Annotated in this window: 21 protein-coding genes; 13 read left to right on the top strand and 8 right to left on the bottom strand. The window is 64.1% G+C overall.

What is annotated here, in order from left to right; all coding sequences use genetic code 11:
• Nucleotides 1–35: 35 nt before the first annotated feature.
• The 5 genes from UP06_RS11090 to UP06_RS11070 all read left to right on the top strand — a co-directional run bounded on the left by UP06_RS11090 (nt 36) and on the right by UP06_RS11070 (nt 3,231).
• Entirely contained in the window at nt 36–1,052 is a 1,017-nt protein-coding gene (locus UP06_RS11090) for a hypothetical protein (RefSeq protein ID WP_045002568.1), read from the top strand.
• A 16-nt stretch (nt 1,053–1,068) separates the two neighbouring features.
• Nucleotides 1,069–1,434, top strand: coding sequence for a VOC family protein (locus UP06_RS11085; RefSeq protein ID WP_045002567.1), 366 nt, complete (start codon nt 1,069–1,071; stop codon nt 1,432–1,434).
• A gap of 36 nt (nt 1,435–1,470) precedes the next feature.
• Nucleotides 1,471–2,499: a peptidoglycan -binding protein gene (locus UP06_RS11080; protein ID WP_045002566.1), complete on the top strand. Its 1,029-nt coding sequence runs from the start codon at nt 1,471–1,473 to the stop codon at nt 2,497–2,499.
• Nucleotides 2,499–2,945, top strand: coding sequence for a GNAT family N-acetyltransferase (locus UP06_RS11075; RefSeq protein WP_045002565.1), 447 nt, complete (start codon nt 2,499–2,501; stop codon nt 2,943–2,945). The genes UP06_RS11080 and UP06_RS11075 overlap by 1 nt, the downstream gene beginning before the upstream one ends.
• 70 nt (nt 2,946–3,015) lie before the next feature.
• Nucleotides 3,016–3,231, top strand: coding sequence for a hypothetical protein (locus UP06_RS11070; protein WP_045002564.1), 216 nt, complete (start codon nt 3,016–3,018; stop codon nt 3,229–3,231).
• Between the two features lie 87 nt (nt 3,232–3,318).
• On the opposite strand, the gene UP06_RS11065 is transcribed toward UP06_RS11070, so the two are convergent.
• On the bottom strand, nt 3,319–4,644 hold the full coding sequence (locus tag UP06_RS11065; protein ID WP_082081342.1) for an MFS transporter: 1,326 nt from the start codon (nt 4,642–4,644) through the stop codon (nt 3,319–3,321).
• A gap of 42 nt (nt 4,645–4,686) precedes the next feature.
• On the opposite strand from UP06_RS11065, the gene UP06_RS11060 reads away from it, so the two are divergent.
• Both UP06_RS11060 and UP06_RS11055 read left to right on the top strand, forming a co-directional pair.
• Nucleotides 4,687–5,442 carry a GntR family transcriptional regulator gene (locus tag UP06_RS11060; protein WP_156162896.1) on the top strand — a complete coding sequence of 252 codons (756 nt, stop codon included), beginning with the start codon at nt 4,687–4,689 and terminating at the stop codon, nt 5,440–5,442.
• Nucleotides 5,443–6,159 (top strand): HAD hydrolase-like protein, encoded by a 717-nt coding sequence (locus tag UP06_RS11055; protein WP_045002563.1) that lies wholly within the window; start codon nt 5,443–5,445, stop codon nt 6,157–6,159.
• Nucleotides 6,160–6,202: 43 nt separating this feature from the next.
• On the opposite strand, the gene UP06_RS11050 is transcribed toward UP06_RS11055, so the two are convergent.
• Entirely contained in the window at nt 6,203–8,029 is a 1,827-nt protein-coding gene (locus UP06_RS11050) for an ABC transporter ATP-binding protein/permease (RefSeq protein ID WP_045002562.1), read from the bottom strand.
• 200 nt (nt 8,030–8,229) lie between these two features.
• On the opposite strand from UP06_RS11050, the gene rpmE reads away from it, so the two are divergent.
• Nucleotides 8,230–8,457, top strand: a complete 228-nt coding sequence (rpmE, locus tag UP06_RS11045) for a 50S ribosomal protein L31 (protein WP_008137002.1) — start codon at nt 8,230–8,232, stop codon at nt 8,455–8,457.
• A 232-nt stretch (nt 8,458–8,689) separates the two neighbouring features.
• Here the strand turns inward: rpmE and rcdA are convergent, their stop codons facing one another.
• Nucleotides 8,690–9,199, bottom strand: coding sequence for a protease adaptor protein RcdA (rcdA, locus tag UP06_RS11040; RefSeq protein WP_045002561.1), 510 nt, complete (start codon nt 9,197–9,199; stop codon nt 8,690–8,692).
• Between the two features lie 560 nt (nt 9,200–9,759).
• Nucleotides 9,760–9,951, bottom strand: coding sequence for a DUF1192 domain-containing protein (locus UP06_RS11035; RefSeq protein ID WP_045002560.1), 192 nt, complete (start codon nt 9,949–9,951; stop codon nt 9,760–9,762).
• A gap of 99 nt (nt 9,952–10,050) precedes the next feature.
• Here UP06_RS11035 and UP06_RS11030 point away from each other — a divergent pair, with 99 nt between their 5' ends.
• Both UP06_RS11030 and UP06_RS11025 read left to right on the top strand, forming a co-directional pair.
• A complete protein-coding gene (locus UP06_RS11030) occupies nt 10,051–11,049 on the top strand; it encodes an NAD(P)H-quinone oxidoreductase (protein WP_045002559.1) in 999 nt (332 codons plus the stop codon).
• A gap of 153 nt (nt 11,050–11,202) precedes the next feature.
• The gene (locus tag UP06_RS11025; protein ID WP_045002558.1) at nt 11,203–14,079 is read left to right on the top strand and encodes an EAL domain-containing protein; all 2,877 of its coding nucleotides are present in this window, start codon (nt 11,203–11,205) and stop codon (nt 14,077–14,079) included.
• Here the strand turns inward: UP06_RS11025 and UP06_RS11020 are convergent.
• Nucleotides 14,076–14,357 carry a DUF7662 domain-containing protein gene (locus UP06_RS11020; RefSeq protein WP_045002557.1) on the bottom strand — a complete coding sequence of 94 codons (282 nt, stop codon included), beginning with the start codon at nt 14,355–14,357 and terminating at the stop codon, nt 14,076–14,078. The two genes, UP06_RS11025 and UP06_RS11020, sit on opposite strands and share 4 nt — an antisense overlap.
• Nucleotides 14,358–14,503: 146 nt before the next feature.
• Between UP06_RS11020 and UP06_RS11015 the strand changes: the two genes are divergently transcribed.
• Nucleotides 14,504–16,000: a GGDEF domain-containing protein gene (locus UP06_RS11015; RefSeq protein WP_045002556.1), complete on the top strand. Its 1,497-nt coding sequence runs from the start codon at nt 14,504–14,506 to the stop codon at nt 15,998–16,000.
• Nucleotides 16,001–16,170: 170 nt separating this feature from the next.
• Here UP06_RS11015 and galU read toward each other — a convergent pair whose 3' ends face one another.
• The gene (gene galU, locus UP06_RS11010) at nt 16,171–17,046 is read right to left on the bottom strand and encodes a UTP--glucose-1-phosphate uridylyltransferase GalU (RefSeq protein WP_045002555.1); all 876 of its coding nucleotides are present in this window, start codon (nt 17,044–17,046) and stop codon (nt 16,171–16,173) included.
• Between the two features lie 252 nt (nt 17,047–17,298).
• On the opposite strand from galU, the gene UP06_RS11005 reads away from it, so the two are divergent.
• Together UP06_RS11005 and UP06_RS11000 are read left to right on the top strand one after the other, a co-directional pair.
• On the top strand, nt 17,299–18,627 hold the full coding sequence (locus UP06_RS11005; RefSeq protein ID WP_502691540.1) for a lytic murein transglycosylase: 1,329 nt from the start codon (nt 17,299–17,301) through the stop codon (nt 18,625–18,627).
• A gap of 149 nt (nt 18,628–18,776) precedes the next feature.
• Nucleotides 18,777–20,504, top strand: a complete 1,728-nt coding sequence (locus UP06_RS11000) for an SGNH/GDSL hydrolase family protein (protein ID WP_045002553.1) — start codon at nt 18,777–18,779, stop codon at nt 20,502–20,504.
• A gap of 135 nt (nt 20,505–20,639) precedes the next feature.
• On the opposite strand, the gene UP06_RS10995 is transcribed toward UP06_RS11000, so the two are convergent.
• Both UP06_RS10995 and UP06_RS10990 read right to left on the bottom strand, forming a co-directional pair.
• A complete protein-coding gene (locus tag UP06_RS10995; RefSeq protein ID WP_045002552.1) occupies nt 20,640–21,014 on the bottom strand; it encodes a CsbD family protein in 375 nt (124 codons plus the stop codon).
• 148 nt (nt 21,015–21,162) lie between these two features.
• Complete coding sequence (locus UP06_RS10990; RefSeq protein ID WP_045002551.1) at nt 21,163–21,900, bottom strand: SDR family NAD(P)-dependent oxidoreductase; 738 nt, start codon at nt 21,898–21,900, stop codon at nt 21,163–21,165.
• Nucleotides 21,901–21,979 lie beyond the last annotated feature (79 nt).

The raw sequence follows: 21,979 nt of genomic DNA, 5'->3' as shown, positions 1-21,979 counted from the left end.
ACGCAAGCAAGCTTTCGTAACGGATGATACCGGACATGCCGTCAGGCGCCTCGCCCCGCTCCACCATCGATACCGAGTACACAAAACTATCCTCGCCCAGCGTTTTCCTGGTGCGGATGCTGGTCTTCCTGGTGCTGTGCGCGCTGGTCGGTGTGGTGCTCTACAAGCAGATCATCCAGGCCTTCTTCGCCAATCCCGGGCTCAACGCCCTGATCGGCGGCGTGATGTTCATCGGCATCATCCTGGCGTTCCGCCAGGTGATCCGGCTCTATCCCGAGGTCTCCTGGGTCAACAATTTCCGCATCGCCGATCCCGGCCTGGCGCCGGCCCGGCACCCGAAACTGCTGGCACCGATGGCGATGATCCTGGGCGGCGAGCGCACCGGGCGGATGACCATCACCCAGACCACCATGCGGCATCTGCTCGATTCGATCGCAACCCGCCTGGACGAGGCCCGCGACATCTCGCGCTACATGACCGGCCTCTTGGTCTTTCTCGGCCTGCTCGGCACCTTCTGGGGCCTGATCGAGACGGTCGGTTCGGTCGGCAAAGTGATCGACGGGCTCAAGGTCGGGGGCGATTCCGGCGCGCTGTTCGATACGCTGAAGGAGGGGCTGGCCGCCCCGCTCGGCGGCATGGGCATCTCGTTCTCCAGCTCGCTGTTCGGCCTCGCCGGCTCGCTGATCCTCGGCTTCCTCGATTTGCAATCGAGCCAGGCGCAGAACCGCTTCTACACCGACCTCGAGGACTGGCTTGCCACCACCGTGCGCGAATATGGCAGCGGCGAGGTGGGCGTTGCATCAAGCGGCGGCGTTGCGAGCGGCGAGCTCCAGGCGGCGGTCGAGCGGCTGCGTCTCGTGCTCGAGGAAGGCACCGCCAGCCGCAGCACCACCGCGTCGATGGCCAGTCTCGCCGAAGCGATCCAGGCGCTGGTGTCGCACATGCGCACCGAGCAGCAGATGATCCGCGAATGGGCCGACGGCCAGGGCGAGCAGAACCGCGAGATCCGCCGCCTGCTGGAACGCATCGCGCGCCAGCCGGAAAAGAGTTAGCTGATCGAGAACGGCCATGCTGGACCACGTCACCATCGGCATCACCGATATCGAGAGATCGAAGGTATTCTACGATCATGCCTTGCGGCCGCTGGGGATCACGCGCCTGTACGCCGAAGGTGAGCGCTTCGCCGGCTATGGCATCCGTCCGAAAGCCTTCTTCTGGATCGGCCTGCGTGAGCCGACCCAAACCGGCGCACATATCGCCTTCGCGGCGTCCGACCGGGCGACCGTGAAGCGCTTCTACGATGAAGCGATCGCCGCGGGCGGCAAGGACAACGGACCGCCCGGATTGCGTCCGCATTACCATGCAAACTACTACGGAGTCTTCGTGCTCGATCCGGACGGACACAACATCGAAGCCGTCTGCCACCTCCCATAACGCCAGGGCAGACAACAACAACGCAAAGGCACTTGAATGGCTCTAGCCCGTGGCCGCCGCAGCGAAGCCGGCTTCAACTACTGGCCCGGATTCGTCGACGCACTGTCGACGCTGGTGCTGTCGATCGTGTTCCTGCTGTCGGTGTTCTTGGTCGTGCAGTTCTTCCTGTCGCAGGAGGTCACCGGCAAGGACAAGGCGCTGGAGCAGCTCAATGCCAAGATCGCGCAGCTCAACGAGCTCTTGTCGCTGGAAAAGCTCGGCAAGCTCACGCTCGACGACCAGGTCTCATCACTCAAGGCAGGCCTCGCTTCGGCCGAGAGCGAGCGCGATCGCATCAAGGGCCTCTATGACGGCCTCGCCGCCGCCGGCAATGACGCGCAGGGCAAGAGCACCGAGCTCGGCAAGGCGCTCGACTCCGAGAAGTCGGTCTCGGCGCGAGCGCTGGCGCAGATCGAGGTGCTGAACCAGCAGATCAGCGCGCTGCGGCGGCAATTGGCAGCACTCGAAGAGGCACTCGACGCTAGCGAGAAGCGCGACAAGGAATCGCAAAATCGCATCGCCGATCTGGGTTCTCGTCTCAACGTGGCATTGGCGCAGCGCGTGCAGGAATTGTCGCGCTATCGCTCCGAATTCTTCGGCCGCCTCCGCGCCATTCTCGGCAACCGCCCCGACATCCGCGTGGTCGGCGACCGCTTCGTGTTCCAGTCCGAAGTATTCTTCGACACCGGCCAGGCGACGCTGTTGCCGGAGGGCCGCGCCGAGCTCGACACCGTCGCGAACGCGCTGATCGAGCTCGACAAGAAGATCCCGACCGAGATCGCCTGGGTGCTCCGCGTCGACGGCCACACCGACGTGCGGCCGGTGAGCGGCGCGAACTTCAAGTCGAATTGGGACCTGTCTGCGGCGCGCGCGATCTCGGTGGTGCAATATCTCATCACGCTCGGCGTGCCGGCGCAGCGCCTAGTCGCCGCCGGTTTTGGCGAATTCCAGCCGCTCGACAGCGCCAACACCGAAGACGCCTACAAGCGCAACCGCCGCATCGAGCTCAAGCTGACGGAGCGGTAGTGAGCGCGCTCCACCTCCGCCCTTACGTCGCCGCCGACGAAGCGGCTGCGATCGACCTCTGGCATCGCACCTGGCAACAGGCCTATCCGCAGATCGACTTCGCCGCGCGGCTGGACTGGTGGCGCGAACGCTGGCGCAAGGATCTGGTGCCGAAGTCCTCGATCGTCGTCGCCGAACAGGACGGCACACTGACCGGCTTCGTCACCATCGATAGCGAAGGCTATCTCGACCAGCTCGTGGTCGATCCGGATCACTGGGGCTCCGATGCAGCGCGGCTATTGGTGGACGAAGCGAAGCGCCTGTCACCCACAGGCGTCACGCTGCTCGTCAACAAGGACAACACCCGCGCCATCCGCTTCTACGAGCGCAACGGCTTTGCGCATGCGGGCGATGATTTGAACCCGACCTCGGGCCGGCCGGTGCTGAAGATGGCGTGGCGGGCGTGACGCTTGTCACGCCGGGAGCCTGCGGCGTCTGTTATTCGTGGCCGCGATGGCAAGCAGATGGAGGCGATCGATGCGGCTGAGCGACCTCGCCAAGGGTTCTACAGTCCTGCTGGGCATCATCGTCGCCGGATATTTATCGACGACCTATGTCGACCAACGCTTCGCCGAGCCCAAGGTCTCCAAATGGGCAGCGCCGGCGTCAACATCGGCTTGTGTCGATTCGGGCGGAAGCTGGAAGAACTGGCCGTGGCCGAACGTGCCGGCGCTCTCGCCGAAGTGCGACTGATGTCCGCTGGCGCGGTCACGACCAGCACTCAAAAACACGCAAGCTGAGAGTGCGCCCGACCGTTTCCAGGCACACTCTCTTCGATGTTCAACCGACCTCGTCGGACAATGAGCGAGACCGCGTTTCAGGTGCAACAATCGCCGCGATCAGGCTCACCAAGGCGAGGCTTGCGAGCCAGGCGGGCGCCGGCCAATAATTTCCATCAGCCCATTTGACCAATGCCGTCGCGATCAGAGGCGTCAGTCCACCGCCGAGTGCGGCTGACAATTGATAACCGAGCGAAGCGCCGGTGTAGCGGACGTTGGTCTTGAAGAGTTCGGGGCCGAACGATCCCATGATTCCGAACAGGACACCGTTGGCTATTCCGCCGATGGCCATGCCGAGGAAGATCAATGACGTGACTTTCGTGTTCACCAACCAAAACAGGGGGAATGCGAACAGTATCGTGAAGATCGCGGCCGCCATGAAGACCGGCCGGCGCCCGATCCGATCGGAAAACGCGCACACCGGGACAATGACCAGCAGTTCGGCGATTGCGAATGTCAGCACACCGTTGAGCATCAGCTCCCTGGACAGGCCGAGATTGGTCGAGCCGTAGGCGACCATGAAGGTCACATAGACGTAGAAGCCGCCGCTCGTCACGAGGAACAACCCACCTGCGAGCAGCACCTCACGCCACTGGGTCCGCAACGCTTCTGCGAGCGGAAATGCCGCGATCGCGTTGGTGCGCTTGGCTTTCGAAAAAGCCTGGCTTTCAGGCATCGAGAATCGGGCGAACGCGCCAACCACCACCAGCACGATGCTCAAAAGGAAAGGCAGTCGCCAGCCCCACGCGGCAAATTGATCGGTGCCCAGGGTTGCCGTGGTTGCGGCAAAGACCAGTGTCGCGATCACTAGTCCCGCAGGAGAGCCCAATTGCGGGAGACTGCCGAGGAGCCCACGCCGGGTTTGCGCCTCGCCTTCGGTCATGACCAGCACAGCGCCACCCCATTCGCCGCCGAGGCCAATGCCCTGGATGAGACGAAGCAACACGAGCAGGATGGGCGCAAATATGCCGATCGTATGGTAGTTCGGGAGACAGCCGACGAGGAGGGTCGCGATCCCGGTCAGCAGGAACGTCGCGATAAGCGTCGATTTGCGACCGATGCGATCGCCCATGTGCCCAAAGATGATCGCTCCGATCGGACGCGCGAGAAAGCCGACGGCGAAAGTGGCGAATGACAGCAGCGTGCCGGCCCATGGATCGAAGTTCGGGAAGAACTGCGAATTGAAAACGAGGGCCGCAGCCAGGCCGTAGACTTGGAAATCGTACCACTCGATCGTGGTGCCCACCGTGGCTGCCAGAGCCGTCCGGGGGAGCGAGCTGCCCTGCCCGCGGGTCGCAATGATCGTTATCTCCGAAATTTCCGCCATATTTCAACTCCTTACGCGGCCGATCGCGGCTGTAATGGCCTCTTGATTTCATATCGATCTTCGATTATCGATAATCTAAGATCACGTGATACGACAGGAATGTCAAGAATGACGCTATCCGACGCCCTCGCAGGCATCTCGGCGGTAAGGGTCTCCACGTCAGACCTCATCGCCGAGCAGTTGCGCCGCGCGATCCTGCTGGGAACGATCTCCGGCGGCGCACAGCTCAAGCAAAATGATGTTGCCGCGCGGTTTGGCGTCAGCGTCGCCCCGGTGCGGGAAGCGCTTCAGCGGCTGATCGCCGATGGGCTGGCGGTGCTGCATCCCAACCGCGGTGTGACCGTGTCTCCGATCTCGGAGCAAGATTTTCTTGAGATCGCCGAGTTGCGCAGTCTGCTCGAACCGCATGCGCTTCGTCACTCGGCGCCACGGCTCACCGCTGCCGACCTGCAATATTCCGAAGCCGTTCTGGCCAAGGCCGCCCAGGCGTCAGACCCGCTCGACCGCGCCAATTTACACTGGGAGTTTCATCGCAGCCTTTACAAACGGGCCGAGCGGCCGCGTCTGCTCGCGCAAATTGGCGGCCTGTACCAGGGGATCAATCGGTACCTGCTTCCGGCATGGGCCAATTCCGGCCTCAGCTCCGACTGGGTCGACAGCCATCTCCTCATCGTCTCGAAGATTCGCAACGGCGACATCGAAGATGCCTGCCGCTTGATCGTCGATCAGACGGACGCCTCCACCAAGCGCGTGCAGGCGCAGCTCCATCGGGAAGAGCTTTCCAAGGAAGAAAAGTAAATGCTCGCGTTCTCCAAATTCAAACTGCTGACGTTCGACTGCTACGGAACGCTGATCGACTGGGATACATCCATATCGAAGCTGGTGCAGCCCTGGCTCCTGCAGATGGAGTCCCAGGTTCCTCCGGATCTCGTCGTCAGCACGTTCGCTCTCATGCAGGCCAAGCACCAGCAGACGCGTCCGGCTTTGCTTTATCCCGAAGTGCTCCGACGCTCATGGCGCGACATCGAGGAACAGTTTGGCTGGGATGAAAACCCCGCCCGTGCGGACGAGTTCGCTCGGTCCGTGCCGTTCTGGCGTCCATTCGCGGACACCGTCGAGAGCCTGCGATATCTCAGCCAGCACTTCGCGCTCGGCATCCTCTCGAATGTCGACAATTCTTCGCTCGCGGGGACGCTCAGGATGCTGGAAGTGCCGTTCCTGTTCACGGTCACGGCGGAAGATGTGGGCTCTTACAAGCCCGGCCAACCGCATTTCGATGCAGCCATCCAGCAAGCTGCGCGGCACGGGATCGAGAAGAGAGAAATACTCCACGTCGCCCAAAGCAAGCACCACGATATCGCGCCCGGAAACCAGATCGACCTGACGACCGTTTGGGTGAACCGCCGCCATGGGAAGAAGGGCACTGGAGCGACCCTGGCTGCCGCGGCCGATCCGTCTCTGACGGTCAACTCGCTCGCCGAGCTGGTCGATCTTCACAAATCGGCTGTACGCTAGACACGCGAATGCACACCGGAGCATTCAGCGTGCCAACGCGCCCTCACGCCCCCTCGAACTGCAACCTCGCCAGCCGCGCATAAAGCCCGTTCACCGCCACGAGCTCGGCATGCGTGCCCTGCTCGACGATCTTGCCCTGGTCCATCACCAGGATGCGGTCGCAGGAGAGCACGGTTGCGAGGCGGTGCGCGATCACCAGCGTGGTGCGGTGGCGCATCAGCTCTTCGAGTGCGGTCTGCACCAGCGTCTCGCTTTCGGCGTCGAGCGCGGAGGTCGCTTCATCCAACAGCAGCAGCGGCGCATCGCGCAGGATCGCGCGGGCAATCGCGATGCGCTGGCGCTGGCCGCCTGAGAGCGTCACGCCGCGCTCGCCGAGCGGGGTCTCGAAACCTTCGGGCATGCGGCGGATGAATTCGGCGGCGTGCGCGAGCTCGGCCGCACGCTCGACCTCGGCATCGGTCGCACCGGGCCGGCCGAAGCGGATGTTCTCGCGGGCGCTTGCCGCGAACACGTTGGATTCCTGCGGCACCAGCGCAATGCGGGCGCGGAAGTCGCGCGGGTCGGCCGATCTGACCGGCACGCCGTCGAGCGAGATCGCGCCGCCACGCGGATCGTAGAAGCGCAGCAGCAGATGGAAGATTGTGCTCTTGCCGGCGCCGGAGGGGCCGACGATCGCGACCTTCTCACCGGGGCGCACCGTGAACGACACGGCGTCGAGCACGTTGACGTCGGGCCGCGCCGGATAAGAGAAGCTGACGCGATCAAACCCGACCTCGCCACGTGCCGGCACCGGCAGCGCGCGCGGCGACGCGGGCGCTGCGATCTCGGGCTGCACATGCAAGATTTCGAACAGGCGTTCGGCGGCGCCGGAAGCCGCCGAGACCTCGCCCCAGACTTCGCTGAGCTGGCCGAGGCCGGCGGCAGCGAACGCGGCATAGAGCACGAACTGGCCGAGCCGGCCCGGCGTGATCGTGCCGGTGAGCACGTCATGCGAGCCGATCCAGAGGATCGCGACCACGCTTGCGAACACGATGAAGATGATGATGGCGGTGAGCACCGCGCGCGCCTGGGTCGAGGTGCGCGCCGCCTCATAGGCCTGCTCGACCTCGCCGCCAAAACGCTTCGCAGCCAGCCCTTCGCTGGTGTAGGCCTGCACCGTGCGGATCGCGCCGACCAGCTCGCCCGCATAGGCGGAAGCATCCGCAAGCGTATCCTGCGCATTGCGCGACAGACGCCGCACCCAGCGACCAAAGGCGACCAGCGGCAGTACGATCAGCGGGATCGCGAGCAGCACGAAGCCGGAGAGACGCGGGCTGGTGATCACCATCATGGCTGCCGCGCCAAAAAACATCATCAGATTGCGCAGCGCGATCGACACGGAAGCGCCGACCGCGGATTTGATCTGCGTCGTGTCGGCGGTGAGCCGCGATACGAGCTCGCCGCTGCGCGCGGAATCGAAGAAGGAAGGCGAGAGCGAGAGCAGATGCGCGAAGACGTCACTGCGCAGATCGGCGACGATGCGCTCGCCGATCGTCATCACGAGGTAGTAGCGCGACGCGCTCGCGAGCGCGAGCACGGCGACGACCGCGATCATCACCGAGAAGTAGCTGTTGATCAGGGCGATGCCTTCCGGCGTCAGGCCGAAATCGATCATCCGGCGCACCGCGACCGGGACCAGCAGCGTGGTCAGTGCGGCGACCGTCAGCGAGACGAAGGCGAGCGCCGCGCGGCCGCGGTAGCGGGCCACATAGGGCGCGAGCGCCATCAGCGGCCGCAGCTTGGCGCGGCTCTTCGCCGGCGCCTCCATCAGTTCGGCTTCGATCGACGGGGCCTCTGCGGGCCCGGTTTCAAGCCGTTCTACTGCGCTCATGAGATCCGACCAAAAGAGAGAAGTCTGCTCCAGATAGGCCGGGGGACCGGTCGTGGCAAATCCGGGATGTCCCTTAAGTGACCGTCCGGTTCTGCTTGTCCCACAATGGCTTGTTTTAGGGTCCCCTGTGGGGTATAGAGCCGCCAAATCCGTCATCGACATCACTCAAGCGAGCGGCGCCGGTCGCCCTAGGAATTGCCATGAAAGCCGAGATTCATCCGAATTATCATACGATTAAGGTCGTGATGACCGACGGAACCGAGTACCTGACCCGCTCCACCTGGGGCAAGGAAGGCGACACGCTGAACCTCGACATCGACCCGAAGTCGCATCCGGCCTGGACCGGCGGCAACGCGCAGATGCTGGATCGCGGCGGCCGCGTCTCCCGCTTCCAGAAGAAGTTTTCGGGCTTCCTCAAGAAGGATTGATCCGGCCGTTTCGGCCGCGAACGAAAACGCCCCCGGGAAACCGGGGGCGTTTTTGTTTTTCGGGCTACCGCCGCGTCACTACCAGACCCGTCATCCTGAGGCGCGAGCCATGCGACGCAACGCGTCGCGTGGAGAGCCTCGAAGGATGTACGGCCGAGATGCAGCCGGGCCGTCGCCCTTCGAGGCTCGCCGAAGAGGCGAGCACCTCAGGGTGACGGTGAGAGATTGGATCTTACCGCTCGAACGCCGCCTTCAGCGCGTTGAGGTGCGGCACCAGCGGATTGCCGATCGAGGGATGATCGGCCGGCGGAGTGTGGATCGTGGTGTCGAGGCGGCGCACGCGGGTCTGGAGGCTCATCGAGCGATGGATCAGGTCCTGCAACTGCGAGGGCAGCTTCTCGATGGTGTCGGCGGCACCGGGATCGGCGGCCGAGAGCTTGACCTTGGTCTTCTCGCGGTTGGCCTGGCCCAGCGTCATCTCGCCTTCCTTGACCGCGCGATGCAGCAGCAGCCATGAGGCGAGCTGCATCAGGCGGGTGGTGAGGCGCATGCTTTCGGTGGCATAGGTGAGGCTGACGGAGCGGTCGAGCGCCTTGGCCTCGGTGCGGCCGGCGCCGTCGAGATAGGCGGCGGTCTCTTCGACCAGGTCCATGCCCTCGCGGAACAGGACGCCGAACGCCGCAGAATTGGTGAACCGCTCGCTGAGTTGAACGAGAGCGCCTTCGGCTTGCAAACGTTCCATGGTTAACGCCCCTTACGCAACTGTTTACCGGTCCGGCTTTGCGCCAGCTTATGATGAACAAATCATTGCGCGGGCGGGACGCGGAGTCCAGCGGCAAGCGCGGATATGGTTTCCGCGGGTCTTTCCTCGGAATTCAACCGCAGTGAGCTCTTCGTTTGACGCGTTTTCTTGACGCGAACCGGTATCCACTTCGCTCGAAAACGCTTTGGACCAAAAAAAGAGCCGCCGGAAAACCGGCGGCTTTGAAAGTTGATAACAGGGAGGCGTCAAACAGAGTGGACAGGAGCCACTCGGTGTCCAAACGAGGACAGTTCCAGTCATAAACCCGAAAGCTTAATCGGGAGTAAACGAGCGATTTTTTTGAGGGTTCGTTAGCCATGTCGGCCGCTGGCTGAGTGCGTGCGGAACAAGGCTCTCGTCGCCCCGGCGAAGGCCGGGGCCCATAACCACAGAGAGTGGTTTGACGAAGACTCGTCGTTCGGTACTGCTGTCAAAGCCCATAGACAGATCACGCGGTATGGGTCCCGGCCTTCGCCGGGACGACACCTGTGGTGAGACGACTACGACTTGAAGACGCTATTCGCCGCATCGCGCGAGGCGCGCTTTTTGGTGGTGGCTTCCTCCAGCCTCGCGATTTCGGTCTTGAGCAGGGCGACGCGCTCGGTCAGTTCCTCGACCGATAACAGTGAGAGGTCCTGTCCGATCTCGTGGGTGATTTTCTTGCGCGGGCGGTCGTCGTCTTCCGTCGCCATCGCCGTTCCTCCTGCATGCGTAGAAGTGGTTGCCAGCGTGGACCGCGCTGGCTAATCAAAGGCCTCATTCCATCCCGCACCTTCGCTCAAGGACAAATCATGGACAAGCTGCCCGCGCAAATGACCGTGGTCGCCATCTCCAAGCCCGGCGGACCGGAGGTGCTGGTGCCGGAACAACGCAGCATTCCGCAGCCCGGGCCCGACGAGATCCTGGTCAAGGTGCAGGCCGCCGGCGTCAATCGGCCCGACGTGGCGCAGCGCTCCGGCGCCTATCCGCCGCCGCCCGGCGCCAGCGACCTGCCGGGACTTGAGATTGCTGGCGAAGTGGTGGCCATCGGCAGCAACGCCAAGCGGCACAAGATCGGCGACAAGGTGATGTCGCTGGTCGCCGGCGGCGGCTATGCGCAGTACTGCATCGCGCAGGACGCCCAGGCCATGAGCGTGCCGCCGTCGCTGTCGATGAAGGAAGCCGGCGCGCTGCCGGAAACCCTGATGACGGTCTGGCACAATGTGTTCGAGCGCGGCGGGCTGAAGGCCGGCGAGACGCTTCTGATCCACGGCGGCTCCTCCGGCATCGGCACCATGGCGATCCAGCTTGCGAAGGCGTTCGGCGCGAAGGTGTTCGTCACCGTCGGTTCGCAGGACAAGATCGATGCCTGCCTCAAGCTCGGGGCCGATCGCGCCATCAACTACAAGAACGAAGACTTCGTCGCCGTGGTCAAGGAAGAGACCGACAAGGCCGGCGTCAATTTGATCCTCGACATGGTCGCCGGCGACTATGTCGACCGCAATTATGACGCCGCCGCGGTCGACGGCCGCATCGTGCAGATCGCAACCCTCAACGGCCCCAAGGTCACCGTCAACATCGCCAAGGTGATGGTGAAGCGGTTGACCCATACCGGCTCGACGCTGCGTCCCCGTAGTAATGCGGACAAGGCGGCGATGGTGGCCGCGATCGAAGCCAAAGTGATGCCGCTTTTGCGCGAAGGCCGCGTCAAACCGCTGATGGACAGCGCTTTCCCGCTGGAAAAGGCATCCGACGCACACCGGCGCATGGAGACCTCCGCACATATTGGCAAAATTGTGTTGGAGGTCTAGGCCGCTGGCCCACAGGACTGGGCGGAAACCCTTTGATTTCCCTCGCTTTCGTGGCATCTATCGCTGCGCGCCGAACCACTTCGGTCCGGTCTGAAATCGCCTTTGCGTGCCAGTCTTGCACACACAGTTTGCGTCGAACGCGGAGAATTGACCTTGCGTCTGATCAGGCGCCTCGCGCCCATCGCGCTGGGCCTCATGATTCTTGTCGCCGCGTCGCCTGCACGCGCGCTTGACGCTGTCAGCGTCCGCGGCGACGCGCCCGCGATCGACCTCACCGGCGTGCTCGAGCACCAGCGCAGCGACGCCGACCGCATCCAGGTCTCCACTGCGCCCGGAACCGACGGCATCGTCCGCCGCATCGAGGTGCGCGCCCGCGAAGGCGGCCAGAACTGGGTGGTGTTCGCGCTCGCCAACAACACCGACGACCAGCTCGACCGCCTGATCGTCGCCCCGCATTACCGCATCGTCTCTTCGGGCCTGCTGTGGCCCGACCTCGGGCTGTCGCGCATCGCGACCATCACGCCCTCGACCGGCGACCGGCCGGAGCGGCAGGAGAGCCCGACCGCCGACGTGTTCCGCATCACGCTCGATCCCGGTGCCGTCATCACCTTCGTCGCGGAACTGCGTACCGACAAGCTGCCGCAGCTCTATCTGTGGGAGCCGGAAGCCTACAAGGACAAGGTCAACTCCTTCACGCTCTACCAGGGCATCGTGATCGGAATCTCCGGTCTGCTTGCGCTGGTGCTGACCATCCTGTTCGTCGTCAAGGGCAGCATCATGTTCCCGGCCGCCGCGGCGCTGGCCTGGGCGGTGCTGGTCTATATCGGCGTCGATTTCGGCTTCTGGGGCAAGGTGCTCGACATGTCGAACAACGCCGAGCGCATCTGGCGCGCGGCGGGTGAAGCGATCCTGGCGGCCACCCTGCTGGTGTTCCTGTTCGCCTATCTCAATCTCAGCCGCTGGCATGTGCGCTATTCGCACATCACGGTGGGCTGGCTCGCCTTTTTAGGCTCGCTGGTGGCGCTCGCTTTGTTCGACCCGGCGGTGGCCTCCGGCATCGCGCGCATATCGCTGGTGCTGATCGCCTTCGCCGGCTTCGCGCTGATCGTCTATCTCTCCACCCACGGCTTCGACCGCGCGGTGCTGCTGATCCCGACCTGGTTCCTGCTGGTGATCTGGGTGGTCGCGGCCGGCATGACGGTGGCGGGCTCCGTCACAAACGACATCGTCGGCCCGGCGCTGCTCGGCGGCCTCGTGTTGATCGTGATGCTGATCGGCTTCACGGTCATGCAACACGCCTTTGCCGGCGGCGGCGCCACCACCGGCGTCGTCTCCGACATCGAGCGGCGCGCGCTGGCGCTGGCCGGTTCCGGCGATTTGATCTGGGACTGGGACGTCTCCGCCGACAAGGTTTTCACCAGCCCCGAGACCGAAGCCCTGCTCGGCCTCAAACGCGGCACGCTCGAAGGCCCGGCCGCGTCGTGGCTGGAAGTGTTGCACCCGCTCGACCAGGACCGTTTCCGCGCAGCGCTCGACAGCGTGCTCGACCAACGCCGCGGCCGCCTGGTGCAGGATTTCCGCCTGCGCACTCCGGACGGACATTTCATGTGGTTCGCGCTGAAAGCGCGCCCCGTGGTCGGCTCGGACGGCGAGGTCTCGCGCGTGGTCGGCACGCTCACCGATGTCACTGAGCTGCGCAACGCCGAGGAGCGCCTGCTGCACGATTCCGTGCATGACAATCTGACCGGCCTGCCCAACCGCAAACTGTTCATGGACCGGTTAGGTGCGGTCGCGCACTTCGCCAAGACCATGCCGACGCTGCGGCCGACGCTGATGGTGATCGACCTCGACCGCTTCAAGCAGGTCAACGATTCCGTCGGCATCGCGGTCGGCGATTCCATCCTGCTGACGCTCGCCCGCCGCCTCACCCGCATCCTGAAGCCGCAGGACACGCTGGCGCGGCTCGCCGGCGACCAGTTCGGCCTGATCCTGCTTTCGGAGCAGGACCCTGCCCGCATCACCGCCTTCGCCGAGACCATCCGCAAGACCATCCGCGCGCCGATCGCCTTCAACGACCGCGAGATTTTTCTCACGGCCTCGATCGGGCTCGCCCTTTCTGATCCGCAAGTTCAACTGACTGACGAGATCATCAAGGACGCCGAGCTTGCGATGTACCATTCCAAGCGCATCGGTGGCGACCGCATCGACGTCTACAAGTCGGCAATGCGTGCCCGCAAAACCGACCGCCTGACGCTGGAAAGCGAGCTGCGCCGCGCCATCGAGCGGCAGGAGCTCACCATCCTGTATCAGCCGATCGTGCGGCTGGAGGATCGTTCGGTCGCGGGCTTCGAGGCGCTGGTGCGCTGGGATCATCCGAAGCTCGGGCGCATGGCGCCGTCGGAATTCATCACCATCGCCGAAGAGACCAGCCTGATCATCGACCTCGGCATGTTCGTGCTCGACCAGACCGCAAAGCAGCTCTCGATCTGGCAGCGCGCGATGCGCTCGCGCGAGCCGATCTTCGCCAGCGTCAACGTTTCCTCGCGGCAGTTGCTGCGCCACGACCTGATCCACGACATCCGCACCGTGCTGTCGCGCTCCTCGGTGGCGCGCGGCACGCTGAAGCTGGAATTGACGGAATCGCTGGTGATGGAGAACCCGGAGCACGCGGCACAGATGCTGACGCGGATCCGCGAGCTCGGCACCGGACTGTCACTCGACGATTTCGGCACCGGCCATTCGTCGCTCGCCTATCTCCAGCGCTTCCCGTTCGACACCATCAAGATCGACCAGTCCTTCGTCCGCACCACCAATCGCGGCACCCGCCCGGTGATCCTGAAGTCGATCATCGCGCTCGCGCATGATCTCGGCATGGACGTGGTTGCGGAAGGCGCCGAGACCGATTCCGACGCGGTCGAGCTCTATCAGCTGGGCTGCGAATACGCGCAGGGCTTTGCCTTCGGCGAGCCGATGGACGCGGACGCCGCGATGCGGCTGCTGACGGAAGTGCGGCTGGAAGCGGCGAGCTAGTCGCTCTTTGCCGTTGGACGCCGCCGGTCACTCTTCAGCTTCGTGAACCGCACGGTCTGGCCGTCCGGCATCCGCGTGGCCTTGAAACCCGCGGAGAGGCAGGCTTCGCGCTGCGGCATCTGAATATCTGGGCTGCGCGAGGTGTCCCACCATGAGGCACGATTCGCCGCGCGCGGCAGAGCCCCGCCGATGATCTCCTCGATCTGCTCAAAGCTCAGCACGAATTCCGCCTGCTTGTGCCGCATCAGGTAATCGCGCAACGCGTCGTAGTCGTTCACCGCCGTCCTCTATCCATTTGTCCGCGGCCTGATCTGCTCAAAAGCAGGACTCGCGGAAACCAATTCTTAACTCATTGCGGCAGCGCCGTCCCGGCTTAAACACTACGCAAGATTTCAGGCGCATCCACTAAGGTCGGGAGCAACGGATGCTGTCTGGATGGCGCGAAGTCACGGCCCGCCGGCCGTGGCGAATTTCGGCGAAGCTGCTGATCATCTCGTCCGTCGTGACGGTGATCGGCTTTTCCGCCGTTTGCGTCAACGTGATGCTGGACATGCGTCGCGGCGAGGAGGCGTTGGCCCGCCAGACACTGGAAAACCTGGCCACGACGATCGAAGCCGACATCAGCCGCAATATCGAGATCTACGACCTGTCCCTGAAGGCGGTCACCAGCAACATGCTGCTGCCCGAGATCGCCTCGGTCTCGAAGCCGGTCCGCCACCTCATCCTGTTCGATCATGCGACCACGGCCCGGCATTTCGGCGCCATCCAGGTGTTCGATGCTGACGGCAGGCTGACCATCGACGCCTCCACGCTCGATCCCCTGCTGGAGAACCGCGCCGAAGAGGACTATTTCAAGGTTCATCGTGACAACCCCGGCATCGGACTGTTCATCAGCCGGCCGATGTTGTTCCGCGGCGCCTATTCGATCGTGCTGAGCCGCCGCATCAGCGATACCGACGGCGGCTTCATGGGAGTGGTCGCCGGCTCGATCCGCTTCAGCTATTTCCACGAGCTGTTCGAGCGGCTGAGCCTCGATCCCGAGGATACCATCACCGTGCTGAAGCGCGACCGCACCATCATGATGCGGCGGCCGTTCGACCTCGACATCATCGGCAAGAACCTCGGCGATCAGCCGGTCTGGAAGTCCGACAATCTCAAAGTGGGCGGCTCGTTCGCCGGACAGGGACCGATCGACGGCACACCGCGGCTCTATGTCCGCAGCAGCGGGACCAGTCCGTTGTTCGTGGTGGCCGGAAAGCCGCTCAGCTCGGTGTTCGCGCTGTGGCAGAGGGAGGCGCTTCGCATCGGCGCCGTGATCCTGGTGCTCGCCCTGTTCGTGCTGGGGTCGGCGATCCTGCTCGCGCGCGAGATCGGCCGCCGCGCCGACGCCGAAAGCAAGCTCGAGGAGATGGCGACGACGGACGCGCTCACGGGCCTGCGCAACCGCCGCAAGTTCGACCATGTCATCGATATCGAATGGCGCCGCGCCATGCGCCAGAAGACGCAGATCGCACTGCTGATGATCGATGCCGATCATTTCAAGGCCTACAACGACACGTTCGGTCATCAGGCCGGCGACCAGGTGCTGGTCGGCATCGCCATCTGCATCTCCGATTCGGTGCGCCGCGCCGGCGACTGCGCCGCGCGCTATGGCGGCGAGGAATTCGCCGTGCTGCTGCCGAACACCTCGGTCACCGAGGCCTTTGAGGTCGCCGAGATGATCCGCGGCAAGGTACAGGGCTGGTCTGACGACGGGGCCGGATCGACCGTCTCCTGCGGCATCGCCAGCCTCGTTCCCACCGCCGGCCTGGACTGGACTGTCCTGGTCGCCGCCGCCGACAAGGCGCTTTATGCCGCAAAAGCCGGCGGCCGCAACCAGTCCGTGGTGGCAAACCTTCCGAGGCTGTCGCTGGTGGCGTGAGGCGCTGCGATTGGGCGGTGAACACCAAATCCTCAGGTGTCGTCCCGGCGAAGGCCGGGACCCATAACCACAGGGAGTGGTTTGGCGAAGACTCGCAGTTCGGTACGCCTACCGCTCGCAATCGATAGATCACGCGGTATGGGTCCCGGCCTTCGCCGGGACGACGGCGGCTACTGCCCCAGATACTTCTTCATCTCCGCGATCAACCCGTCACGCAGTTCCGGCCGCTTCAGGCCGTAGGCGATGTTGGCGCGGAGGAAGCCGGGCTTGGAGCCGCAATCATGGCGCTCGCCCTCGAACTCGACGCCGTAGAATTTCTGCGACTTGGCGAGCCCGATCATGGCGTCGGTGAGCTGGATCTCACCGCCGGCGCCGCGCTCCTGGGTCTCCAGGATCTTGAAGATTTCCGGCTGGAGAATGTAGCGGCCGGTGATCGAAAGGTTGGAGGGCGCGGTGCCCTTGGCCGGCTTCTCGACCATGCCGTCGACCTCGAACATCTTGCCGGTGCGTTTCCCCACGCCGCAGATGCCGTATTGATGGGTGAGATGATCGGGCACCGCCTCGACCGCGATGACATTGGATTTTTCGCCGAGCTTGTTGGCCGTATCGATCATCTGCTTCAGGCAGCCGGGCGAATTGAGCACGAGCTCGTCGGGCAGCACCACCGCGAACGGCTCGTTGCCGACGATGTCGCGCGCGCACCAGACCGCGTGGCCGAGGCCGAGCGGCGCCTGCTGGCGGGTGAAGCTGACGGCGCCGGCTTCGGGCTGGTTCTGCGCCAGAACGTCCTGCTCGGCCTTCTTGCCACGCGCGGCCAGCGTCGCGTCGAGCTCGAACATCCGGTCGAAATGATCTTCGATGACATTCTTGTTGCGGCCGGTGACGAAGATGAAATGCTCGATGCCGGCTTCCCTCGCCTCGTCATAGACGTACTGGATCAGCGGCTTGTCGACGATGGTGAGCATTTCCTTTGGCATCGCCTTGGTGGCGGGCAGGACGCGGGTGCCGAGGCCGGCGACGGGGAATACGGCTTTGCGGATTTTCATGTGATTGATCGAATACCTTGGGGCGCACGTGAAAGAAGCAATGGCATCTTGCTAGCCGTTTTGCAGCCGGCAACAAAGGCGGTTGTAGGGCTCCGTCCCAGGGAATTTGAGAAAAAGGTCACCAGCAAAAATTCACCTTTGTTAAGATATTGGCAACCGTAACGAGGCCTCCTGATGGCGGATTTTCGGCCGGACAGGTGGGACATGAGGCAATTGGTGACAGGGATAGCTTTATCTTGGACCGGCGCAACAATGCTTGCGGCCGCCCTGCTGTTCCCACCTGCTGCGCAAGCGCAGTCCCAGAATGGTCTGTCGAACCTATTCGGTGGCATTTTCTCCGGCTCGAGCCCGGCGCCCTCGCAACCCGCCCCCGGTCCCGGCGGCGCTCAGCCTTGGAGCGGCGAGGACGGCGCCTCCGGCCATCCGCTGATGACCGCCGCGGCGATCCGCGAGGCGGCGTCCAATTTCAACAATTGCGTCGCCGGGATGTGGCCTGATGCCGCACGGCGAAACATCACCCAGGAGAATTTTCAGCGCTTCACCGCAGGGCTCGCGCCTGATCTGCGCATCATGGACCTGATGGATTCGCAGCCGGAGTTCACCAAGTCGATCTGGGACTATCTCGACATCCTCGTGAACGACAACCGCCTCGCCAAGGGCAAGGAAGTCCTCGCCAAATACAAGGCGCAGTTCGACGCCACGGAAAAAGCCTATGGTGTCGACCGCTATATCATCGCGGCGATCTGGGGCATCGAGTCCAACTATTCGACGCAGATGGGCGACCGCAGCGTACTGCAATCGACCGCGACGCTTGCCTGCGTCGGCCGCCGCCAGGCCTATTTCAAGGACGAGTTCCTCTCCGCGCTGGAAATCCTCAACCGCGGCGATCTCAGGCCCGAGCAGATGCGCGGCTCCTGGGCCGGCGCGTTTGGCCCGACCCAGTTCATGCCGACCGCGTTCAAGCGCTTTGCCGTGGACGGCGATGGCGATGGACGGCGCGACGTCGTCGACAATCCCACCGACCTGATCGCCTCCACCGCCAACAATCTGAAGAAGGACGGCTGGCAGACCGGCCAGACCTGGGGTTTTGAGGTCGTGGTGCCGCAGGGCTTCAACTACATGCTGGCCGACCGCGCCAAGGCGATGACGATCGCGCAGTGGGAAAAGCTTGGGCTCAAGCGCCCGACCAACCAGCCCTTCCCGCATCCGGCGGAGAACGCCTATCTGCTGGCGCCGGCCGGCGCGCAAGGCCCGGGCTTTCTGATGATGCAGAACTTCCGGGTCATCATGAAATATAATCCGGCTGAGGCCTATGCGATGGCGATCGGCCATTTCGCCGACCGCCTGCGCGGCGGCCAGCCCTTTGTGCAGCCCTGGCCGCGGCAGGAACGGGAGCTGTCCCGCACCGAGCGGCTGGAACTCCAGCAGCTGCTGGTCCAGCGCGGCTTCTACAAGGGCACGCCGGACGGCCAGTTCGGCGGCCAGACCCGGGAGGCGCTGCGCAGCTTCCAGGCCTCGATCGGGGTGCCGGCGGACGGATTTGCCTCCTCCGACGTGCTGGAACGGCTGCGCGGGCGGTAAAATCGCGCCGAAAGTAACCCTGAAGCGGGATTTTGGCCGATCCCCGGTGTATTGCCCCAAGAATCTGCAACAGAATTTGCCCGTTTGCGGCCTGATTCCGTTATTATATTGAGCTACTTCCAGACCCCATTGCGCGTGCCCGAGATCGCATGTCGAAGCACAAGTCCCTGTTGAAGGCACTGACCGAGACCGGCCCGTTGATCGCGCTGGGGACGGCGCTTGCGATCCTGGTCCTGATCGCGGGACCCGCATCGGCGCAGTTCTTCAACTTCCCCGGCTTCGGCGGCCCACCGCAACGTCAGGCTCCACAACAACGGGGCGGCGGCCGCGACGGTGGCTGGTTCGGCGGCGATTTCTTCGCACCATTCCAGCAGCAACAGCCGCAGGCCCCGCGCCAGGATTTTTCGCGCGCGCCGGCGCCGACCAAGCACGACGGCATTCCGGACAAGAACGTGCTGGTGATCGGCGACGCCATGGCGGACTGGCTCGCCTACGGCCTGGAAGACGCCTACACCGAGCAGCCCGACATGGGCGTGATCCGCAAGCACAAGACCACCTCCGGCCTGATCAAGTACCAGCCCAAAGGCGAGCCCTCGGACTGGGCAGCCGCTGCGAAGGGAATCCTGGAAACCGAGAAGCCCGAAATCATCGTCGTCATGCTCGGCCTCAACGACCGCATCTCGATCCGCGAACCCGTCGCGGACAAAGCGGACAAGGCATCGGATAAGGCTTCGGACAAGGACAAGAAGAACGACAAGGGCGCGCGCGCCAAGCCGCCAGGCAAGCCAGGAGATGGCAAGCCGGGCGACGCCAAGCCGAACGGCACCGACACCGCCGCCAAGCCCGACGACAAGCCGGCCGACACCGACCTTCCGCAGGACGATGCCGACAACGCCGACACGCCGGTAGCAGCCCCCGAAAAGACTGCGCGCAATCCAAACGGCCTCTACGAATTCCGCGACGACCGCTGGGTCGAGCTCTACAGCAAGAAGATCGAAGAGCTCGCCGCCGTCCTCAAGACCAAGGGCGTGCCGGTGCTCTGGGTCGGCCTGCCTGCGATCCGCGGGCCGAAGGGCACCGCGGACATGCTGTTCCTGGATTCGCTCTATCGCGAGGGCGCGGCCAAGGCCGGCATCACCTATGTCGACGTCTGGGACGGCTTTGTCGACGAAGCCGGCCGCTTCCTCCAGAAGGGCCCGGACTTCGAAGGCCAGATCCGTCAGCTCCGCAGCTATGACGGCGTCTATTTCACCAAGCCCGGCGCGCGCAAGCTCGCGCATTATGTTGAGCGCGAGATCACGCGCCTGCTCGCAGGCCGCTCCGGCCCGATCGCGCTGCCGAGCGAGCCGGCGACGCCCGACACCAGCGCCGAGCCCGGCAAGCCCGCGCCACGGCCGCTGGCAGGCCCGATCGTGCCGCTGGTTGCGGCCTCGATCTCGACCGATCAATTGCTGGGCGGACCGGGCACGCGTCCCGCTGCCGTCGATGCGCTCGCCGCGAAGACGCTGGTGAAGGGCGAGCCGCTGGCGGCGCCCGCGGGCCGTGCCGATGATTATGCCTGGCCACGCCGCGAAGTCGGGCGCGAGCAGGCCAAGGGCGATACGCCGATGGCGGCAACGACGCCGGATGGTGGTGCTGCTGCTCCCGGCACGCCGGGTGCGGCCGCAGCGATCGCGCCGCCAAAGCTGACGCCGAAGAAGCCCGCGGTGCCGCAGCAGCCCGCGCAGGCCACGCCGTCAATGCGCGATTTCTTTGGCTTCGGATCTCCGCAGCCACCGCCGCGACAGTTGGCGCCGGCACCGGGGCCGCGCAATCCGAATCCCGCGATCCCGCGTCCGCCGGGCAATGTCGGACGATCGGCGGAAGTGATCCGGTAGGCCACTGATCTCTTGTCCCGGCCGCAGAGCCGGGGCCCAGCTCTACCAACACCCACAAAGAATGGGCCCCGGCTCTGCAACGCGGCGTTTCACGCCGCATTGCGTCCGGGGCACGAGAGATGCGTGGTTCGTCGCTCAGCCGTAATAGCGCCAGCGCGGCGGTGGGCGGCGTGCGGGACGCGACATCAACAGAGCGAGCGCAAAACCGATGCCGCCGGCGATCAGGAGTGAGCCAAGCGGATTGTCCTGCACCTTCCGCGAAATCGCCTGTGAGCCATCGCGCAAAGTGTCGCTGGGGTTCTCGTAGGCATCCTTGGCATAGCCGGCCGCGGTCTCGCCGGCGTCACGCACGGCATCCTTGGCCTGGCCGTAGAGATTCTGCACGGTACCGGCAGCTTCGCGCGCCTTGCCTGACGCCTGTGTCTGCGCATCGCCAGCAAGATCACCGACGGCACCTTCCGCGCGGCCAGCGAATTCCTTGGCCGATCCAACAATCCGATCCTTGTCCATGATGATCCTCCTCGGGGGTCTGCCGGAGTAACCGATCAGGAGCAGCGCAGTTCCAATCGCCGAAAGAATGAGTGCGTAGCCCGGGTGAGCGCAGCGATACCCAGGAACGGTGCATGAAAAGTCCCGGATGTCGCTTTGCTCATCCGGGCTACAGAATGAGTCCGCCGTCAACGACCAATGTCTGGCCGATGATGTAGGAGGACAGCGGCGATGCCAGGAACAGCGCCGCGCCCGCCATGTCGGCCGGCGTGCCCAATCGCCGCAATGGAATGCGCGACAATGCGCCTTCGAGCCGCTTGGGATTGTCGGTCGTCACTTTCGTCATCTTGGTGTCGACGAGGCCGGGCGCGATGCCGTTGACGCGAATGCCATCCTCGGCCCAGGCCTCACCCAACGTCCGCGTCAAGCCGACCGCCCCAGTCTTCGACGCGTTGTAGGCGGGGTTGCCCATGGTGGAGTGATAGGCTGCAGTCGACGACACCATGATCAGTGATCCCTTCGAATCCCGCAACATGGAATGAAACCTTGTCGCGCACGCCATCAGGCTCATCAGATTGACCTCGACGACCTTGCGGAAACCGCTCATCTCGAATTCGCCGCGGCGATAGAGCACGGCGCCTTGCGCCAACACGAGCACGTCGAGCTTGTCGAAGGACGGCTTGAACGCTTCGATCGCGCCGGCATTGCTGACATCGAGCTGCACATAAGCAAGCCCCGTCAGATCAGAACCTTCCTCCGCCGAATATTCCGCAGGCCGAGCACGCGTGCCGCAAACCGCGACATGCGCGCCCTTGGCGCGGAAGGTCTGTGCGATACCGTTGCCGATGCCGCTGGACCCGCCGACGACCAGCACCTGCTTGCCTGAGAAATCCAGCTCGTTTGCCATCGCGGCCTCCCTTTTATTTTGCTTGTTTGACCTGTCTGCGGATCGATGCCAGCCTCGTCAATCTCATAACAAAAAACAA

The sequence above is a fragment of the Bradyrhizobium sp. LTSP857 genome, assembly GCF_000938285.1.
Taxonomy (GTDB): domain Bacteria; phylum Pseudomonadota; class Alphaproteobacteria; order Rhizobiales; family Xanthobacteraceae; genus Bradyrhizobium.
This window is presented reverse-complemented; position numbering and strand designations above follow the sequence as displayed.

What these genes read in the sequence shown, in the direction of transcription:
- UP06_RS11070 (WP_045002564.1), top strand. Translation starts at nt 3,016, where the DNA reads ATGCGGCTGAGCGACCTCGCCAAGGGTTCTACAGTCCTGCTGGGCATC.
- galU (WP_045002555.1), bottom strand. Translation starts at nt 17,046, where the DNA reads ATGAAAATCCGCAAAGCCGTATTCCCCGTCGCCGGCCTCGGCACCCGC.
- rpmE (WP_008137002.1), top strand. Translation starts at nt 8,230, where the DNA reads ATGAAAGCCGAGATTCATCCGAATTATCATACGATTAAGGTCGTGATG.
- UP06_RS11055 (WP_045002563.1), top strand. Translation starts at nt 5,443, where the DNA reads ATGCTCGCGTTCTCCAAATTCAAACTGCTGACGTTCGACTGCTACGGA.
- UP06_RS11080 (WP_045002566.1), top strand. Translation starts at nt 1,471, where the DNA reads ATGGCTCTAGCCCGTGGCCGCCGCAGCGAAGCCGGCTTCAACTACTGG.
- UP06_RS11050 (WP_045002562.1), bottom strand. Translation starts at nt 8,029, where the DNA reads ATGAGCGCAGTAGAACGGCTTGAAACCGGGCCCGCAGAGGCCCCGTCG.
- UP06_RS10995 (WP_045002552.1), bottom strand. Translation starts at nt 21,014, where the DNA reads ATGGACAAGGATCGGATTGTTGGATCGGCCAAGGAATTCGCTGGCCGC.
- rcdA (WP_045002561.1), bottom strand. Translation starts at nt 9,199, where the DNA reads ATGGAACGTTTGCAAGCCGAAGGCGCTCTCGTTCAACTCAGCGAGCGG.
- UP06_RS11000 (WP_045002553.1), top strand. Translation starts at nt 18,777, where the DNA reads ATGTCGAAGCACAAGTCCCTGTTGAAGGCACTGACCGAGACCGGCCCG.
- UP06_RS11090 (WP_045002568.1), top strand. Translation starts at nt 36, where the DNA reads ATGCCGTCAGGCGCCTCGCCCCGCTCCACCATCGATACCGAGTACACA.
- UP06_RS11030 (WP_045002559.1), top strand. Translation starts at nt 10,051, where the DNA reads ATGGACAAGCTGCCCGCGCAAATGACCGTGGTCGCCATCTCCAAGCCC.
- UP06_RS10990 (WP_045002551.1), bottom strand. Translation starts at nt 21,900, where the DNA reads ATGGCAAACGAGCTGGATTTCTCAGGCAAGCAGGTGCTGGTCGTCGGC.
- UP06_RS11035 (WP_045002560.1), bottom strand. Translation starts at nt 9,951, where the DNA reads ATGGCGACGGAAGACGACGACCGCCCGCGCAAGAAAATCACCCACGAG.
- UP06_RS11015 (WP_045002556.1), top strand. Translation starts at nt 14,504, where the DNA reads ATGCTGTCTGGATGGCGCGAAGTCACGGCCCGCCGGCCGTGGCGAATT.
- UP06_RS11065 (WP_082081342.1), bottom strand. Translation starts at nt 4,644, where the DNA reads ATGGCGGAAATTTCGGAGATAACGATCATTGCGACCCGCGGGCAGGGC.
- UP06_RS11005 (WP_502691540.1), top strand. Translation starts at nt 17,299, where the DNA reads ATGCTTGCGGCCGCCCTGCTGTTCCCACCTGCTGCGCAAGCGCAGTCC.
- UP06_RS11085 (WP_045002567.1), top strand. Translation starts at nt 1,069, where the DNA reads ATGCTGGACCACGTCACCATCGGCATCACCGATATCGAGAGATCGAAG.